This window comes from Gilliamella sp. B2785 (assembly GCF_026537005.1).
In the GTDB taxonomy this organism is placed as follows: domain Bacteria; phylum Pseudomonadota; class Gammaproteobacteria; order Enterobacterales; family Orbaceae; genus Gilliamella; species Gilliamella apicola_E.
Map to the genome: position 1 here is coordinate 402,129 of NZ_JAFNNC010000002.1, position 19,580 is coordinate 421,708.

Consider the following 19,580-nt stretch of genomic DNA (forward strand, 5'->3'; position numbering starts at 1 on the left):
ATGAGCAAAACCTAATTCATAAACTTAATAGCTAATATTAATTATCCCATTAATATTTATCGATATTTGTTTAAGATATATCCTGCTATCGTTAACCGAATATTTTTTAGTACACAAATGTGATAGCCAATTAAAAAAAGTTGAGGAACGGGGTTTTTGAGTATAAAAATTTAGCAATTTAGCCAATATTCTTTTATTATTCTAATATTAATGGTAATACACAGCTTCACATTTCAAACAATTGGCTGATAAAAATAGGGATATCCTTTTTAATGTGCGAATCATTTAATCAATATTGGGGAAAGTACCAACCAGTCGATCAATCAAGTGATTATCATCTTTTACCTTACCACAATTTAGATGTCGCCGCGTGTGGATACCATATTGTCAAAAATAATGACTTAAAATTAGGATTTATCACGTCTATATAGAGACCAATTTAATAGTTACAGCAAAAAAATCAATTAACATTGATTGACCAAAGCCAAAATATTTTGGATTGCGGTTTTTGCCTGATGGCTGTTTTTCCAACATGATGATCCGGTTAATAAGGCACCTTTATTCAGTATTTCATCTAAAGAAGTATTACGCAACTTTTCAAATGAATCGAATTCCATCTGTTGTAATCTTTCTATGATTTTATCGCCAACGTATTTTAGTTCTAAAAGGTGTTTCTTTTCTTGTTCTGAAAAAGCCATACAGTTCCTTATCTTTTTGGGAATAAATGTTATGATTTTACTGATTTGAATTTAATTTTTTCCATTTTCTAATTTTAGCTCTAAAGGATTTAAATGGTGCAACAGAATTAATATGGATAAATCGTGCAACAGTCCATGCTGGAGGAAAAGGTTTAGTCCAATTACGCGTGTCTTTTATGAAAAGTGTACTATCATCTAATGAGTTAATCCAATTATTCCAGATAACAATTTTCTCATTAAATAATTTAATCAGTTCTTGTAATGAATAATCCTGATAAATCTTATAAAAGTGTTGATATAATGTGCCTAACTGATTCCATTTGTAGCCTTCTGCTGGTAATGTTGGGGTTTCTCCAGCAAGTTCAAGATCATCCCAAGACTTAACAAGATCCAACCATCCTAACTGATAAGCAATCATTTGACTTGGAGTTCGATCTACTCCATCTATTAACTTATCTTTATCTAGTTCGGATAATTCGCTGAATTCATCAATAAATAGCTTAGCAGTTTTATTTATCTCATCCAATAGATGCTGTTTGTTTTCATAATTCATCTTATTTATCTGCCTTATTAAAATGTTTCATTTCTTCATTAATAAAATATTTAACTAAGTTAGCATACAATTGTTTAATCACTTCACCATCAAGTCCCAACTCATTAGCCCAAAGCATACGTTGCTCTAACATACTGTTAAAACGAGCTTGAGCCTGCACATCAGTGACATTTTTTTTGAATTGGCTTGCAGCTTTAACATACTCGAACCGAGCGGCTAATAATTGAATTACCAAATGATCTATTCTGTCGATTTCAGCTCGAATATCATTCATATCACGACATTCATTAGCTAATATTTTTGAATGGTATTGAATCATATAGAGTACTCAATAGTGAATAGTTTTGCTATCTTAGCACTAGATATATGTATTTGAAAGAATTTGATTTAAGAAATGGGGAATTGGTGGAGCCAAGGGGGATCGAACCCCTGACCTCAACGCTGCCAGCGTTGCGCTCTCCCAGCTGAGCTATGGCCCCAAATAGGTAAAACTTTGGCTAATAATATGCAACTAGTTAGAGGGTGTCAAATAGTTTGGTATTATTCGCTTAAAAAACAGTCTAATAAAGCTCTGCCAAACCATGACAGAGCTTAAGTAGTTAATGAATAATTGCGTTTTGATCTGCACCTTCAACTTCAACTTTTGGTGGCATAAAGTGCTCACGTTTAACACCCAACTTAAGTGACATATATGCAGCCACATAGATTGATGATATCGTGCCTAACACAATCCCTACGCCTAATGTTTCAGAAAAACCTTTTAACATTGAACCGCCAAATATATACAAAATAATAACAACAGCTAAGGTTGTACCTGATGTCATTAAGGTTCGATGTAATGTTTGAGTTAATGAGATGTTGATCACATCGTATGGCGACGCACGTCGAATTTTTCTAAAATTCTCACGAATTCGGTCAAATACAACGATGGTATCATTTAGCGAATAACCAATGATAGATAACATCGCTGCGATAATAGTCAAATCTAACTCTCGATTAAATAACGATAAATATCCTGCGGTTATTACAACGTCATGCGCTAATGCGACAACAGCACCTGTACCAAATCGCCATTCAAATCGAAACGCAATGTAGATTAAAATACAGATTAAAGCAGCACAAATCGCTAATATTCCATCTTGAGCTAATTCAGTACCAACTGTTGGGCCAACGAATTCAATTCGTTTAATTTCCGCATTACTATCAATATTTTTATGCACTAAATTTGAAATTTTCATACCTAATGCATTATCAATCGTTGATGATACACTACCTTCACTTTGGTTGGCCGTTGGTAGTCGAATAATGATATCTTTACTGCTACCATAATATTGAACGATTGGTTCATGATAGCCCTCATCACGTAAACTGTTACGTAGGTCATCAAGGTTTATAGCTTTAGTAACGGTTAACTCAACAGTTGTCCCACCAGTAAAATCTTGTCCAAGATTAAATCCTTTAACAAAAATTATTACAAATGACGCCACAACTAATATCATTGAGATGGCAAAAGCAATAAAACCAAATTTTAAAAAGTCGAGGACTCTGCGGCCATGATTTAGCTCTCTAACATCATGATTTTCTTTTTTATCAACAATCACAATAAACCTCTAAATTGATAACTTATCAACACGACGACCACCATAAATAAGATTGGCCAATGCTCGAGTCCCTACGATCGAGGTAAACATCGATGTTACAATACCGATACCTAATGTAATAGCGAAGCCTTTAATTGAGCCAGTACCAACCGCATAAAGAATAACCGCAGTAATCAGTGTGGTGATATTGGCATCAAAAATACTACTCCAAGCACCCGCATAACCCTCGCTAATTGCGTGTTGAACACCTCGTCCGTTACTTAGTTCTTCTTTTATTCGCTCGTTAATCAATACATTAGCATCGACTGCCATACCTACGGTTAAAACTATACCGGCAATACCTGGCATACTCAATGTCGCACCTGGTAATAATGACATGGTGCCAACAATCAAAATTAAGTTCGCTACCAGTGCAAGACTTGCAAATACTCCAAATAGGCGATAAACCACCAGCATAAATATGACAGAAATTAATAATCCCCAAACACAAGATTCTAAGCCTTGTGTGATATTTTCTTGCCCCATTGAAGGACCTACTGTTCGTTCTTCAATTATTTGAATCGGAGCAATCAACGCACCAGCTCTAAGTAATAATGATAAATTCTTAGCTTCATCAATACTACTTATGCCTGTTACTTGGAATCGGTCACTAAAAATACCTTGGATAGTTGCGACATTGATGACTCTCTCTTGTTTTTCAAGAATAGGTTTATCATTTTCATCACGTTTTCCAGTATCTTTATACTCGACAAAAAGTGTTGCCATTGCTTTTTTCAGATTTTTTTGCGTGAAACCAAGCATGGTTTTACCACCAGCACTATCAAGAGTGATAGAAACCTCTGGTTGGCTATATTCGTTTACTCTAAATGAAGAATCGGTAATATGATCACCTGTTAATACTACACGTTTATAAAGTAAAACTGGTCGGCCGTTTTCCATATATTTAATTTCAGAACCATATGGAACACGCATATTGCCGTTTAAAATTGCAGCTAAGTCAATTGAGCTATCATCATTCACTTGCCTAAATTCAAGGGTAGCTGTCGCACCTAAAATGCGTTTAGCCAATGCAGTATCTTGGATACCGGGTAATTCAACCACAATACGATCTGAGCCTTGGCGTTGAACAATTGGTTCAGCCACACCTAACTGATTAACTCGATTACGTAAAATGGTAGTATTTTGTTGAACTGCATCATTTTTCGCTTGTTGCAGTCTCTGTTGACTAACACTAATGACAATGCTGTTTTCATCTTGTGAAGTTAACTCATAATCTTGTAATCCATTGATCTTAGTAATAGCTTTATTTCGATCTTCAACATTATCAAATTGCATTGTTATTTGTTGATTAGGATTTTTGCTGATTGTTTTATATACAAGATTGTTTTTATTAAACTCTGCTTTTAAATTTTCAATCGACTGGTCTGTCAATTTACTTAATGCAGTAGTCATATCTACTTCCATTAAGAAATGAACACCGCCGCGCAAATCGAGGCCTAATTTCATTGGCTCGGCGCCAATCACAGCTAACCACGATGGTGTTGCTGGTGCTAGATTTAGCGCAACAGTATAATCTTCACCTAATTCTTGTGATATTAATTCTTTAGCTTTAAGCTGAGTATCATTATCACTTAATCGAATTAAAATAGATTTATTTTCATATACGAGTGATTTAGGTTCAATTTTGTTTTTCACCAAAAGTTGCTTAACTTTATCTTGCATAGCAACATTAATTTCGGTACCGTTTGAACCTGAAATTTGTATAGCAGGATCTTCACCATAAATATTTGGAAGCGCATAAAGCAGGCCGACGCAAATTACGACGACCAACATAATGTACTTCCACAAAGGATAGCGATTTAGCACGACATTTTCTCTTGTGGAATTAGATAATTAATACAATGAAATTTATTATAATGATTTCATTGTTCCTTTTGGTAAAACAGATGTGATAAAGTCACGTTTGATAACAACTTCTGTTGTATCATTTAACTCTAACGCAATATAACCATTGTCGTTAACTTTTGAAACTCGACCAATAAGTCCACCATTAGTTAATACTTCATCACCTTTAGAAATTGATGCCATTAACTCACGATGCGCTTTAGCGCGTTTTTGTTGTGGGCGCATAATCATAAAATAGAAAAATAACCCGAATACCACTAACATAATTGGCATTAAATAATCAGCACCAGGCTGAGCGCCATCGGCTGCATATGCATTAGAAATAAAAAAGTCCATATCGGTCCTCTTAATTATTACAAAAATATTAAAGTTCAGAATTATAACACAATAAATATGTCGATAATTAACTATTTCTTGTCAATGTCTTTTTAATCAATCTCAAGAAAGTAACAAAAATAATTAAGTCGTTAAATATTGAGCCATACTAACTAAGTTAACTAACCATTTTGGATAGACACCACATACAATCGTTAAAACTGCTGCAAGAACAATTAGCAATTCGCTCATTTTTATATCCTGCCATTTTAATCTGATGTTCGAATTCAGCTGTTCATCATTGGATGGTTTGATATAAAGGTTGAGAATAAGTCTTGCATAAAAATAAAGTCCTAGTGTGCTACCAATAACCACTGCCGCAATTAACCACCATAATTCAGCCGTTACACCCAACAATATTAGAAGGAAACGCCCAACAAAACCAGCTGTCAGTGGAGCACCGGCTAAAGAGAGTAAACCTATACCCATTGCTAATGCTAAAACAGGACGACGCCAGAATAATCCTGAAAGATCGACTTCGTTTTCATGATCCTGTAACTCGTTGGAATGTGATTCTAAACTGATCACGCCCAAAATACAGATATTGGCAAGAATGTAACCAATCAAATATACACCAATGGTTTCTAAGGCCAATACTTGATATTGCACCGCAATTAAAGCAAGTAATAAATAACCAAAGTGAGCTACGGATGAATAAGCTAATAAACGCTTTAAGCTACTTTGCATTAAAGCAGATAAATTACCCCATAGTATTGAACAAAAAGCCATAATCACCAAAATAATACGAATTGTTTCATTATTAACAATTGGCGCAAGTAAAAATAATCTGGCAATAGCACAAAATACTGCCACTTTTCCTACTGTTGATAATAATAATGCTACTACAGTCGGCGCACCTTGATAAACGTCAGGCAACCAAAGTTGAAAAGGTACCAGTGAAAGCTTAAAACCAATTCCCACTAATATTAAACAAATGCCAATTAATAATAATGTACTTTGATAATTCATGGTTGAAAGCTGGTAACTTAAACCACTAAATGTAAGCTCTCCAGTTGTTGCATAGTAGAAGGCTATTCCCATTAACAAAAATGAACTAGCTATTGCAGATAGAATCATATATTTGATCGCAGCTTCTAACGCATGTGTTTGTATATATTGATAACCGATCAATCCAATAAATGGTATCGAAAGTAATTCTAAGCCCAGGAAGAATGACATTAAATGACTTGCATAAACTAAAGTTACGCCGCCTAATGCCATAAGTAATAAAATTACATAGAATAAACCATGTACGACCAGTTCTTGTACAAACCATTGATAAGCGAGTGAAGCAACTACAATAGAAATAATCAAAATCAAACTGGTATAAAGTAATCCATAGCCATCACAGGTAAATAACGCTGTAACTTGATGAGCACGCCATTTATTATCAGTATTATCATCAGTTTGTGTAGTATCAATAACATTCTGAGGTGGGCCTACAAAATCTTGTTGAACCATAGGTTCAGAGTTCTGGTCATTTTGAATGGATGATGTTTCCGTTGGAACTTCATCAACGGCTATAGTTTGCTCACTTGATAAATCAGTATCAGTTGAACCTTGTGAAGTAGGTACAGATATTTGCATATTGTCACTACTAATATCAGTTATTGCGGGTGTGTTATGAGAAATTTTAAAGCCTAGAATTGATGAACAAATTAAAGCGCATATCAACCCTGATATAGCTAAAATAGCGCATTTTTTAGTTCCTACTTTAAAAACAAAAAGCGCTATGAGCAAAACAATTATGGCAAAGCTCAATATGAATATTGGCAATAAAGCTATCATAAATTTTTACTCTCCCACTCGTTCTGCTGTTATATACTGCTGTGTTTGGTTGACAGTAGAATAAGATATATCTAACACTATCTTAGGGTACAACCCGATAAAAATTAGAACAATCAAAACACTAGATAATAATAAAATATCTTTTTTACTTAAAAAGTGTTTGGTTACATCTACTTTATCAACTACTCCATAAAAAATAGGTTGCATACGAATAATTAAGGAAATTGACAGTAACAGCAACCCAATAACCAGCAAAATTGTATAATATGAATAAGAGGTATAACTACCTAATAACATCATATAATTACCAACAAAATTAGCTGTACCTGGTATGCCTAATACAGCTAACATAAAAAATAAAGTAAAAGAGGACAGATATCTCACTTGCTCTTTTAATCCAATAAATTGGTTTATATTCCGAGTTAAATAGCATTCAGCCAATAATCCGCTAATCATAAACATGCCAACGATAGCTAGGTTTATGGCTATCATTTGAATAACAACGCCTTGAAATGCTATTACAGATCCACTATAAATAATTGTAGTAACAAACCCCATTAACGCGATATGGATATAAGCAATTAATTTTTTTATATCTGTTTGGTTAAATGCTAGTAAAGCAGCATAAAAAACAGTAAACATAGCTAGTATTGAAATAACAGGCATAATGGCCAAAGACGCGTTTGGAAAAAGGGGGATTACAAAACGTAATAAACCAAATGTTGCCGTATTAAGTAATAAACCACTTATCATCATTGAACCACTTGTTGAAGATTCAATATGTGCTTCAATAAACCAATTGTGAAAAGGAACTAAAGGAATGCGTATAAGGAAAGCTGCTAGAAATCCTAACATTAATAAAAATTCAGTATTACTTGAAATTGGTGTTTTAGTTAAAATTTGATAGTCAAAAGTCCATTGACCGGTTAAATTCCAATTAATTAGTGCTAATGAAACAATAGATATTAGCATTAATAAACTACTTATTTGTGTGTAGATTAAAAATTTATTAGCACCATTGAAGCGTTGTGAATTTAAATCTCTCCTTCCCCACAATGAAATTAAGAAATAAATCGGAATAGCTACCGCTTCCCAGAAGAAAAACATCAAAAACAGATCAGTAATGACAAATAACATCATAATGGCTGATGTCATAAATAATACACATAAGTAAAACAACCCAAGGTTATTTAGGTTTTCTTTGCTAGAATAAATAATAACTAGTAGTACAATGAAAAGTGTCGAAGTAATTACTACCAACGATAGACCATCCAATAGAAGATGAAAATGGATACCAAGTAATGGGATCCAGTCATAATTAACCTCTTTACTCCAACTTGTATCTGGTTCTACATTTATTGCATTCGCCCATAAAATTATGGCTAATATTAATGTGATTAATATAGTCGTGAAAGCAACCATAATTGGTAAACGTTGCCAACGCAATTGTACATCAGTTGATACTACGATTCTTTGTAAGAATACTTGACATAACCAACCAATGAATCCGCCAATTACAGGTAAGAAGACAAGCCATAACAACATGAAAGTTCACACCTTTATTAAATAAAAATCAATAACATTAATATAATAATGCTACCTATGACCATTGAAACCATATACCATCGTATCTGTCCATTTTCTAGGCTAACAATATATGAGTTTATTTTTTTAATTCCCCACATTATCCAATTGTCCCATATCGCTAACGGATCTTTTTTCAGGAAATCCGCTAAATAGATATAAGGTTTTACGAAGATATTGTTCAAGACAAAATCAAATCGCCAATTGCTTTTACATAATCTTCCTAAAAATTTGACCATCGGAGTATTAAGTATTTCATGAACCTCACTATTAAGATGCCCATAAAGAATATAAGCAATAACTAAACTCAATATAGTCACTGCACTTAATAATATCCGAAATGGTAACTGTTCCTGAGTATCAAGATGGGCTATAGGAATTATTCCTTGTATCGGTAATGGGAAATAAATAAATAATGCAGTAGTAAATATTAACAATATAAAAATTGGAAAATAATTTATCGTTTTAATTTTTATAATATGATCCATTTTATGGGTATGATGGAAAACTAAAAAGATTATGCGCCAAATGCCCAAACTTGATAATAAAACACCTAATAAACCTATGGTGCCAGCCATCAAGCTATCTTGTGCCATTAATCTCCAAATAATATCGCCTTTAATATAAAAAGATGCAGAAATATAAGGGAATGCACTAAGTGAAAGCATTATAATTAGAAAAATAGCATATAATATTGGGTTAGATTTTAATAAACCACCAATTTTGCTAATGTCTCTTTCACCTTGGCATTGTTTTAATAAAATTGCTGAAGCTAGTATTAATAATGTACTGGTTACAGAATAATTTATCAAACAATTTAATGATAAATTCCAACTTTGAGTTGAAAAGGCAAAAAATAGGTAACTAATTTGAGCTAAATTAATATAGGTTATAATTCGTTTTATATCATTTTGAACCAAAGCAATACTACTAGCAAATATAATAGTTAAAGATGCAAATAAAAGCATTATATAAAGTGTATCACTAGACATCATAAACAAATTGCTTAATCTTAAAACAAGATAAACTCCGGCCAATATGACAGTTGAAGACTGTAATAGAGCAACAGCTGGCATTGGTGCTAATGTGGTTTCTGTGAACCATGTATGCATTGGAAAAAGAGCCGATTTACTCATAGCGCCAAGGAACAACATAATGGTGATCCAAAAGATAATATCTGAATCGATAGCTAAATCGTTATGTGCTTTAAATAAAATCTCGCTGATTTTTAATGTTTCTACTGTTTGATAAAGTAAAAATATACCAATAATTAGAAATATGTCGGTTAAATGCATCATAACAAAAGCTTTAACGGCAGCATAACCATTACGAGCCTGTTTGTAATAAATACCAATAAGTAAGTAAGTGCTTATACTCACACCTTCCCAACCGAGTAGCATCACAAACAAATTATCAACAAGCACAACTGTTAACATGCTAGTTATGAGTAAATTACTATATGCATAGAAAGTATAAATATCTTCCCGTGATTTTAGATAACAGGCAGCAAAGATAGAGATCAATAAACCAAAGAAAGAAATTAGCACTAAAAAAGTTAGCGATAACCCATCCAAAGTTAAGGAAATCGGAACTTCAAAATCACCGACAGAAAACCAAGTCCATAGATTTCTTGTATAAACGAGTGTCATATCTGGGACGGTATTGGTAGAAAAATCAATACATGAAAATATTGTTATTAAACCAACAATAAATATAGTACTAATTCCGATTAACTTAACATTAATGGATTGTATTTGTCGCCCAAAACAAACCTGTATTAGAAAAGATAGTAATGGAACAATGATAGTTAAATAAAGTAAATTCATCCTTTCATTTCGCTCAATGAATCAATATTAAAGTTTTTACGTCGATAAATTAATTTAACAAGTAAAGCAAGCCCGACACATATTTGAGTTAAGACAGTAATTACAGCTAAGATAGCTAAAACGCCACCATCTGATTGCTGCCAATAACTACTCGCGACAAACAAAGCTGCTATTGCTCCATTATTCATGATAATAAGGCTTAATAATAAAAAATAGAGATTTCGTCTAATCATTACACCTAACAGCCCGATTACAAACAAGATAGAAGCAAAAATTAGCCCATGCATAAGTGGTATCACGTTATTTCTCCGAAAACATTCGATGCATAAAATGATAAGATATAACTACTGCACCTAATAACAAAAATGCAGCTAACTCCGTCATCAAAATATAAGCATAGATAGACATTTGATGCATTAATTCATGTGTTTCTTTAAGTTGTGAATAGTCAGTGCTTACTACACCATATATAAGAATAACTAACAATATGAATGCCAAAACTAATGGCCCCAACCAAATCTTAGGACTTATGCCATGTTTATTATTTTCAACATTATCATTACGAATTTTAAGCTTTAAAGAAACACCCCAAAAAAGGATTATGCCACCGCAAATAAAAAAGAGGATATATAAAGCAGCTGAAATATATGTTTGTAACAGAATAAATATTAATGCTGATGCAAAAAGTGAAATAGCGAGATATAAAATTGCCTTCTCTACCCTTCTACAAAAAATCACTTTTAAACTAGCAATAATAGCTATTATCGATGCAATATAAAAAACAACGATCATTAGATAATCCAATACTTATTCATAATGATATTAGTATATACCCAATCGACGACAATATACAGTTTACTAACGTTTCGTTAATACAAAAAATTCTTTCTAAATAATTTATTATCTTTATATAGTCAACAGAATGTTATTTTTACCAAATATAATAAAAACGATGGAAATAATAAAAACTATAAGATTTTATTATTTAAATTCAATACAACATTGTTATAAAGTATATATCCTGAGCAATTAACTTATATTTATACCTTTTTCTTTAATTTTTGGTCATACAGCTTAAAGGCTCTTAGGCAAAATATAAACAAAGTAGAGAATAGAATGAATAGCCAATACTCATCAATGCGAAGCAACGTCAATATGCTAGGTACATTATTGGGCGATGCAATTAAACGAGCAACAGGGAATGAAACTTTCGATTTGGTCGAAAAAATAAGGCAGTTATCAAAATCAGCTCAACAAGGTAACAAACAAGCACATAATGAATTACTAAAATTGATTGAAAATCTTAATGATCAAGATTTACTCCATGTTGCACGTGCGTTTAATCAATTTTTAAACTTAGTTAATACTGCTGCTGAGTATTATGGAATTTCACCACATGGGGAAGCATCGAGCAGCCCTAAAAAAATGACCGAATTATTTAAAACACTTAAAAATTTAAATTTCGCGCCTAAAACAATTGAACAAGCTATTGATAATTTATCTATTGAGTTAGTGCTTACTGCACATCCAACTGAAATCAATCGCCGAACAATGATTAATACTTATACCGCTATTAATAATTGTTTGTCACAACTTGATCATAACGATTTAGCGGATTATGAAAGAGAACGTATCATGCGTCGCCTTAAACAACTTGTTTGCCAAGCATGGTACACCGACGAAATTCGTAAAAAACGCCCTACTCCTCTTGATGAAGCTAAATGGGGATTCTCTGTAATTGAAGATAGTTTATGGGAAGGCGTCCCGTTATTCTTACGTGAGTTTAATGACCAATTAGTTGATGCATTCAATGCTGAACTATCTGTTGAACATGTTCCAGTGAAATTTACCTCTTGGATGGGGGGAGATCGAGACGGTAACCCAAATGTAACAGCTAAAGTTACAGGAAGGGTGATGTTGCAAGCTAGATTAAAAGCAATTGAACTATTTTTAGCTGATATTCAAATTTTAGTTCGTGAATTATCAATGACTGAATGTAGCCAATCAGTCATTGACTTATTAGATGAACAAAATAAAACAGCAACAGAGCCTTATAGGGCTGTAATGAAACAGTTACGTTCACGTTTAACTAAAACCCATAGCTACATAGTTGCATTATTAAATAATGAACAAGTTTTAGCACCTAATGATCTTTTAATAAAAAATGAGCAATTATGGACACCACTTTATACATGTTATGAATCATTAGTTGAAAACGGAATGTCAACTATTGCTCATGGCCCACTATTAGATACATTAAGACGTATTAAAAGTTTTGGATTGCAATTAGTTAGATTAGATATACGTCAAGATAGTTCAGTGCATACTGAAGCGTTAGACGCCTTAACTAAAGAGTTAAACTTAGGCAGCTATGCTTCATGGTCAGAAGAAGAAAAACAAGAATTTTTATTAACCGAATTACAATCTAATCGACCATTACTACCCTATAATTGGCAACCAGATGAAATGGTTAAAGAAGTATTAGACACTTGCCGTGTTATCAAAAAAGCAGGTGAAGAATCGATTGCGTCTTATGTCATTTCGATGGCAAAAGCACCTTCTGATGTCCTAGCTGTTTACTTACTTTTAAAAATTGTTGATTGCCAAAAAAATATTCCTGTTGCGCCTTTGTTTGAAACCTTAGAAGATTTAAATAATGCAAAATCTGTTATGCAAAAGCTTTTAGATATTCCTTGGTATCGTGAAAAAATCAATGGCAAGCAGATGGTTATGATTGGCTATTCTGATTCAGCAAAAGATGCAGGAACTCTCGCAGCATCATGGGCACAGTATCGTTCACAAGAAGAATTAGTTAATTTATTTGAACAATATAATGTTAACTTGGTGTTATTTCATGGTCGTGGAGGTTCAATCGGACGGGGAGGCGCTCCTGCTCATGCAGCTTTACTGTCACAACCACCAGGATCATTAAAAGGTGGCTTACGTGTTACAGAACAAGGTGAGATGATTCGGTTCAAACTTGGTTTACCTGAAGTTGCACTTAGTAGCTTAATGCTTTATGCATCAGCTATATTACAAGCTAATTTATTACCACCACCTGAACCGAAGCAAGTCTGGCGTGATATTATGGATGAAATGTCTGATTATTCATGCCAATGTTATCGTAGCTACATAAGAGAAAAAGCTGAATTTGTTGATTATTTTAGATCAGTTACACCAGAAACCGAACTTGGAAGATTACCTCTAGGCTCTCGACCACAAAAACGTCGTACCGGTGGAGGAATAGAAAGTTTACGAGCAATTCCGTGGATTTTTGCTTGGACTCAAAATCGCCTAATGGTTCCATCATGGCTAGGTGCAGGAAGCGCACTTAGGCAAGTTATCAATGAGGGCAAAAAAGAACAACTTAAAGATATGTATCATAATTGGCCATTTTTTAATGCCCGATTAGGTATGTTGGAAATGGTTTACGCTAAAGCGGCGCCGAATATTCATGAGTACTATGAACAAAGGCTAGTTTCTCCTACATTATGGCCATTAGGAGAGGAGTTAAGAAATTTATTAACCGAAGATATTAATACCGTATTAACGATTACTGATGATATTAGCTTGATGGCAGACTTACCTTGGATTGCGGAGTCTGTTGCATTACGTAATACATATATTGAACCACTTAATTTATTACAAGCAGAATTATTAAGTCGTTCTCGTAAAAATGATAACGAAAATACTATAGTTGAACAGGGATTAATGATTACCATTTCTGGTATTGCGGCAGGAATGCGAAATTCAGGATAAGAAAAAAGGGCTTATTCGCCCTTTTTATTTTTTTTAGCTATCTCTTCTAAATAAGCTTTAGCGTCGGTATCCCCTTGCTCACTAGCTTTAGTAAACCAATAAACTGCTAGGTTATCATTTTTTTTAACGCCTTCACCTTCTAAATATTTAATACCTAAATTATATTGCGCATCAACACTTCCTTGCTTGGCTGCTTTGGTATACCAATCGATTGCTTTTTGTTCATCTTTAGGAACTCCCCCGCCAACATCATACATAACCGCTATATTATATTGTGCATCAGCGTTACCACCTTCAGCGGCTTGAGTAAACCAATATGCGGCTTGAGTGTTATCTGGTCTTGTTCCTGTTCCGGTTGCATACATAATGCCTAAATTGTACATTGCTAGTACATAACCGCGTTCGGCCGCTTGAGTATAAAAATAAAGGGCAGCAACATTATCCTGGGTTAAACCGTCACCAGTTTGGGACATTAATCCTAAATAGTATTGTGCTTCTGGATTGTTATCTTTTGCGGCTTTACTAAACCAATCGGCCGCTACCAGGCGATCTTTATCAACGCCATCACCCGCAAAGTACATAATGCCTAAATTTAAATAAGCATCATAAATACCTTGATCGCCAGCTTGGGTAAAATAATCAATTGCGGTAGACGTTTTTTTTTCTACGCCTTCACCATTTTTATACATCAAAGCTAAATTATATTTAGCTAAAGCATAATTTTGATCGGCAGCCAATTTAAACAATTTGAATGCCTCAGATAAATTAGCTTTAGTCCCTAAACCATTTTGGTACATATAAGCTAAATTATTTTGAGCTTTAGCTAAACCTTGATCAGCGGCTTTCTTAAACCAGAAAAAAGCCTTTAGATCATTAACCTCAACCCCTAAACCCTGCTTATAAATTGTTCCTAGCATATATTGTGATTGCATATCACCCTTTTCAGCAGCAATTAACAACGAAGGAATTAATGAACTAGGGTCACTTACTTTTAACTCAGTATCCGATTGTGTTTTAGCTTCGCTTGCAACTGCTCCACAAGAGATAGATAACACCAAAGCCAATATAATTTGAAGTTTTTTCATAATTTTTTAAATGTCATAATATTAGCAATAATTATACATAATTGATTAAAAGGGGAATAGTTTTGTTTTTTTAAATATACTTTTTTTTATTATTTAATTGAAAGTTAAAGTTATTCAAATATTGTAAATATTATTAAATCGCTTAATCGGACTCATTATAAAAAATATAATTAATTATTTAACAAAAGCTATCACAATCCAAGTTTGTCCCAAATTTCATCAATATGAGCGACTACTTTAGCATCTTTAGTAATAATTTTACCCCACTCACGATTAGTTTCACCCGGCCACTTGTTAGTTGCATCAAGTCCCATTTTAGAGCCTAAACCGGAAATAGGTGAAGCAAAATCCAGGTAATCAATTGGCGTATTATCAACAAATGTTGTATCTCGATGTGGATCCATTCTTGTCGAAATAGCCCACATAACATCTTTCCAATCTCTAGCATTAATATCGTCATCACAAACAATAATAAATTTAGTATACATAAATTGTCTTAAATAAGACCATACCCCCATCATCACTCTTTTAGCATGTCCCGGGTATTGTTTTTTGATTGTCACAATGGCAATACGATAAGAGCAACCTTCAGGAGGTAGATAAAAATCAACAATTTCAGGAAATTGTTTCTGTAATATCGGGATAAATACTTCATTTAATGCTAATCCCATTACAGCCGGCTCATCTGGAGGTCTACCTGTATATGTAGAATGATAAATTGCATCTTTACGTCTGGTTAAATGTGTAACTGTGAAGACAGCAAATTTTTCTACTTCATTGTAATAACCAGTATGGTCACCATAAGGCCCTTCCACAGCTTGCTCATGGGGATCAATATAACCTTCTAAAATAATTTCGGCGGTTGCAGGAACTTCTAACTCATTTGATAATGATTTGACCACTTCTGTTCGGCTATTACGCAATAATCCAGCAAAAGCATATTCAGATAAGGTATCAGGTACTGGTGTTACTGCACTTAATATTGTTGCAGGATCAGCCCCAATAGCTACACTAATAGGAAATTTTTCATTTGGATAAGATTGTTGCCATTCAGCAAAATCAAGTGCCCCACCTCGATGGGACAACCAACGCATGATTAATTTATTTTTACCTAGTAGCTGTAATCGGTAAACACCTACATTTTGACGATCTTTATGTGGTCCTTTAGTTATAGTTAGTCCCCAAGTTACAAGTGGAGCTACATCATCTGGCCAACAATGCATAATAGGCAATTGAGTTAAATCGACCTCATCATTTTTAAATATTAATTCCTGACAAGGCGCTGAGGAACGCCGTTTTACCGGCATATTTAGAACTTGTTTATATTTAGGTAATATATTAAAAAATTGTCGAATACCTTTGGGTGGCTCTGGTTCTCGCAAAAAAGCTAGTAATTCACCAATTTCTCTTAATTCTGTAGTCTTTTCTCGCCCCATCCCCATAGCAACTCGTTTAGCTGTACCAAAAAGATTGCAAAGTACAGGAATGTCATAGCCAATTGGGTTTTCAAATAATAGAGCTGGTCCCTGAGAGCGTAAAACTCTATCAGCAATCTCGGTCATTTCAAGATGAGGGTTAATTGGATAAGTAATGCGTTTTAATTCACCTTGCTGCTCAAGGTAATCTAAAAAATCACGAAAATTAGACAACGACATTATTACTCCTTTTAACTCTCGCTATTGAAATACTAATTGATGAAGATTAACTAATCTTCATCAAAGTTCTCACTATATATGGGAAGTTGTTTTGTTTGATTACATTCAACGATTTTAGGTAATAATGCTTCAAATTGTTTTTGGTCAACTTCAATAATTTCGTTTTTATCAACTTGATAAAATAGATAAGATTCTGATTTATCATCAGTTTGTATCGATGCTAACCAATAATTACGATCTTCACTATTTTCATTTGTAAAAATTTTAATAATGCTATTTTCTCTTTTTTCAGGTTGATTATGTAACTTGTAATCAATAATTTTTTCAGCAATTTGTGAATCATATTCATCAAAAATTAAAGCTTCTTCTTTAGTTACTTTGCATTTTTTTATATTCATTTCTGCATGACTGATAGATATTACAAAAAACAAGCTGAATAACGAAATAACATAATGGCTAAGTTTCATTTTGGATCTCTTGTATTAATTTTTATCAATTGAGCCAATTTTACTAATAGCCTCACAATTATTTGGCGATATAGTAAGATTGGCTGCACTATTTATAGTTAACCATTGATAAGATAAATGTTCAGTAAGCAATGGCGTTATTTCATCATTAAGAGCTAAATAAAACCAATGTTCTTTATTTATCTTTACTTCTGGTGCGTACCGATATCTAAACTGTGGAAAAATTTCAAACTCAACCGTATGTTTTGCATCAATTAATTTAAGATTTTCTTCGCTAATATCTATACCGGTTTCTTCAAAAACTTCACGAATTGCCGTATCTCTAGGTAATTCATTATCTTCCATACTACCTGTAACTGATTGCCAAAAATTAGGATCATCCTTACGTTGCAACATAAGAACACGCAAAGTCCGTTTACAATAAATAACGACTAATACTGACTCAGGGTTCTTATATTTTTGCATATAAATATCGCTATTTTTTGCTCACTTCTATACCTAATTCCATTAAAGCTGTAGGATTTGCAGGACTAGGCGCATCAGTTAATAAACATGTTGCTGCAGTCGTTTTCGGGAAGGCAATAACATCTCGAATATTATCTGTTCCAGTTAACAGCATAGTTAATCTATCTAGGCCAAATGCTAAACCCGCATGAGGTGGCGTACCATATTTTAATGCATCAAGTAAAAAGCCGAACTTTTCACGCTGATCATGTTCATCAATTCCTAAAATAGAAAAGACAGCCTGCTGCATTTCACTGCGATGAATACGTACAGAACCACCGCCAACTTCATAACCATTGATTACCATATCATATGCATTAGCTACTGCATTTTCAGGATTGCTAATTAATTGCTCTGGGGTAAAATCTTTTGGTGATGTAAATGGATGATGCATTGCACTTAAGCCTTCGTCAGTTTCCTCAAACATAGGGAAATCAACAACCCAAAGTACCGCCCACTTACTCTCATCGGTAATACCTAAATCTTTACCAACTTTCAAACGCAATGCACCTAATGCATCACTCACTACTTTATAACTATCCGCACCAAATAATAAAATATCACCATCTTTAGCATTGGCACGATTAAGTAATGCTTCCATTTGAGGTTCATTAAAAAATTTAGCTACTGGGCTTTGCACACCTTCAAGGCCTTTACTACGATCATTAACTTTGATCCAAGCCATACCTTTAGCACCATAAACTGAGATAAATTGCGTATAATCATCTAATTGTTTACGTGTTAGTTGGGCTCCATTTGGAACGCATAATAAAGCCACTCTTCCTTTAGGATCATTTGCTGGTGTTGAAAATACTTTAAAATCGATATCTTTAACCAAATCCGCCACATCAATAATTTCAAGCGGATTACGTAAATCAGGTTTATCACTACCATAACGACGCATTGCCTCAGCAAAAGTCATAATTGGGAATTTGCCTAAATCAATATTTTTAACATGCAACCAAAGTTCGCGTATCATTTTTTCCATGATTTCGCGCACTTGTTCAGCTGTCATAAACGAGGTTTCAACATCTATTTGTGTAAATTCTGGTTGGCGATCGGCTCGTAAATCTTCATCACGAAAACATTTAACAATTTGATAATAACGATCAAACCCAGACATCATCAGTAACTGTTTAAACAGTTGTGGAGATTGAGGAAGCGCATAAAACTCACCATTATGAACTCGACTTGGAACAAGATAATCTCGAGCACCTTCTGGTGTTGCTTTGGTTAACATTGGTGTTTCGATATCTAAAAAACCATGCTCATTCATAAATGAACGGACAAATGCCGTAATTTTTGCGCGAGTTTTAAATATAGTCGCCATTTCTGGACGGCGTAAATCTATATAGCGGTATTTTAAACGCTGTTCTTCACTATTATTTTGGTTGAAATCAAGCGGTAAAACATCACTACGATTAAAAATCACAAGCTCAGTCGCCAGTATTTCAACCTCACCAGTTACCATATCTTTATTAATTTGGCCCTCTGGTCGTGCTCTTACTTTTCCTTTAATTTGAATACAAAATTCATTACGTAATTCGCCAGCTAATTGATATGCTTGTTGATAATCAGGATCAAAAAAAACTTGCACAATTCCTTCACGATCACGCATATCAATAAAAATCATCCCACCTAAATCTCGGCGTTTATTGACCCATCCACATAGTGTGACTTCTTGATTAATATAGCTTGCGTTTAGCTGTCCGCAATAAATTGTTCTCATTAAAAATATCCTGTGTACAGTTATCAAAAATAATAATTATTATAGAGCAAT

General features: G+C 33.7%; 18 protein-coding genes and 1 tRNA gene. 2 read left to right on the plus strand and 17 right to left on the minus strand.

What is annotated here, in order from left to right; translation table 11 throughout:
• Positions 1–272: 272 nt before the first annotated feature.
• Complete coding sequence (locus J3U24_RS04035; protein ID WP_267336676.1) at positions 273–431, plus strand: HD domain-containing protein; 159 nt, start codon at positions 273–275, stop codon at positions 429–431.
• A 33-nt stretch (positions 432–464) separates the two neighbouring features.
• Here J3U24_RS04035 and J3U24_RS04040 read toward each other — a convergent pair whose 3' ends face one another.
• From J3U24_RS04040 to J3U24_RS04095, 12 genes are all read right to left on the minus strand, one after another.
• Complete coding sequence (locus J3U24_RS04040) at positions 465–698, minus strand: hypothetical protein (RefSeq protein ID WP_267336675.1); 234 nt, start codon at positions 696–698, stop codon at positions 465–467.
• A 37-nt stretch (positions 699–735) separates the two neighbouring features.
• Positions 736–1,251 (minus strand): ClbS/DfsB family four-helix bundle protein, encoded by a 516-nt coding sequence (locus tag J3U24_RS04045; protein ID WP_267336674.1) that lies wholly within the window; start codon positions 1,249–1,251, stop codon positions 736–738.
• A 1-nt stretch (position 1,252) separates the two neighbouring features.
• Complete coding sequence (locus J3U24_RS04050) at positions 1,253–1,570, minus strand: chorismate mutase (protein ID WP_065735181.1); 318 nt, start codon at positions 1,568–1,570, stop codon at positions 1,253–1,255.
• 84 nt (positions 1,571–1,654) lie between these two features.
• Positions 1,655–1,730: transfer RNA gene (locus J3U24_RS04055), tRNA-Ala, on the minus strand.
• A gap of 120 nt (positions 1,731–1,850) precedes the next feature.
• Entirely contained in the window at positions 1,851–2,849 is a 999-nt protein-coding gene (gene secF / locus J3U24_RS04060; protein WP_065562478.1) for a protein translocase subunit SecF, read from the minus strand.
• A 12-nt stretch (positions 2,850–2,861) separates the two neighbouring features.
• A complete protein-coding gene (gene secD, locus J3U24_RS04065) occupies positions 2,862–4,718 on the minus strand; it encodes a protein translocase subunit SecD (protein WP_081303426.1) in 1,857 nt (618 codons plus the stop codon).
• A gap of 45 nt (positions 4,719–4,763) precedes the next feature.
• Positions 4,764–5,093, minus strand: coding sequence for a preprotein translocase subunit YajC (gene yajC / locus J3U24_RS04070; RefSeq protein ID WP_065562420.1), 330 nt, complete (start codon positions 5,091–5,093; stop codon positions 4,764–4,766).
• Between the two features lie 123 nt (positions 5,094–5,216).
• Complete coding sequence (locus tag J3U24_RS04075) at positions 5,217–6,719, minus strand: NADH-quinone oxidoreductase subunit N (RefSeq protein WP_267336672.1); 1,503 nt, start codon at positions 6,717–6,719, stop codon at positions 5,217–5,219.
• 207 nt (positions 6,720–6,926) lie between these two features.
• Positions 6,927–8,465: a complex I subunit 4 family protein gene (locus tag J3U24_RS04080; RefSeq protein ID WP_065735177.1), complete on the minus strand. Its 1,539-nt coding sequence runs from the start codon at positions 8,463–8,465 to the stop codon at positions 6,927–6,929.
• Positions 8,466–8,482: 17 nt separating this feature from the next.
• The gene (locus J3U24_RS04085) at positions 8,483–10,330 is read right to left on the minus strand and encodes an NADH-quinone oxidoreductase subunit L (protein ID WP_267330001.1); all 1,848 of its coding nucleotides are present in this window, start codon (positions 10,328–10,330) and stop codon (positions 8,483–8,485) included.
• Complete coding sequence (nuoK, locus tag J3U24_RS04090) at positions 10,327–10,629, minus strand: NADH-quinone oxidoreductase subunit NuoK (protein WP_065562424.1); 303 nt, start codon at positions 10,627–10,629, stop codon at positions 10,327–10,329. Before nuoK ends, J3U24_RS04085 begins: the two co-directional genes overlap by 4 nt.
• A 1-nt stretch (position 10,630) precedes the next feature.
• Positions 10,631–11,122: an NADH-quinone oxidoreductase subunit J gene (locus J3U24_RS04095; protein ID WP_065562425.1), complete on the minus strand. Its 492-nt coding sequence runs from the start codon at positions 11,120–11,122 to the stop codon at positions 10,631–10,633.
• A 324-nt stretch (positions 11,123–11,446) separates the two neighbouring features.
• Between J3U24_RS04095 and ppc the strand changes: the two genes are divergently transcribed.
• Complete coding sequence (ppc, locus tag J3U24_RS04100) at positions 11,447–14,089, plus strand: phosphoenolpyruvate carboxylase (protein ID WP_267336671.1); 2,643 nt, start codon at positions 11,447–11,449, stop codon at positions 14,087–14,089.
• 11 nt (positions 14,090–14,100) lie between these two features.
• Here the strand turns inward: ppc and J3U24_RS04105 are convergent, their stop codons facing one another.
• The 5 genes from J3U24_RS04105 to aspS form a co-directional block, all read right to left on the minus strand.
• Positions 14,101–15,174, minus strand: a complete 1,074-nt coding sequence (locus J3U24_RS04105; protein ID WP_267336670.1) for an SEL1-like repeat protein — start codon at positions 15,172–15,174, stop codon at positions 14,101–14,103.
• A gap of 191 nt (positions 15,175–15,365) precedes the next feature.
• Positions 15,366–16,829, minus strand: coding sequence for a 4-hydroxy-3-polyprenylbenzoate decarboxylase (ubiD, locus tag J3U24_RS04110; RefSeq protein ID WP_267336669.1), 1,464 nt, complete (start codon positions 16,827–16,829; stop codon positions 15,366–15,368).
• Between the two features lie 50 nt (positions 16,830–16,879).
• Positions 16,880–17,296: a hypothetical protein gene (locus J3U24_RS04115; RefSeq protein WP_267329999.1), complete on the minus strand. Its 417-nt coding sequence runs from the start codon at positions 17,294–17,296 to the stop codon at positions 16,880–16,882.
• 15 nt (positions 17,297–17,311) lie between these two features.
• Positions 17,312–17,761 (minus strand): dihydroneopterin triphosphate diphosphatase, encoded by a 450-nt coding sequence (gene nudB, locus J3U24_RS04120; protein ID WP_267329998.1) that lies wholly within the window; start codon positions 17,759–17,761, stop codon positions 17,312–17,314.
• Between the two features lie 10 nt (positions 17,762–17,771).
• On the minus strand, positions 17,772–19,529 hold the full coding sequence (aspS, locus tag J3U24_RS04125) for an aspartate--tRNA ligase (RefSeq protein WP_267329997.1): 1,758 nt from the start codon (positions 19,527–19,529) through the stop codon (positions 17,772–17,774).
• Positions 19,530–19,580 lie beyond the last annotated feature (51 nt).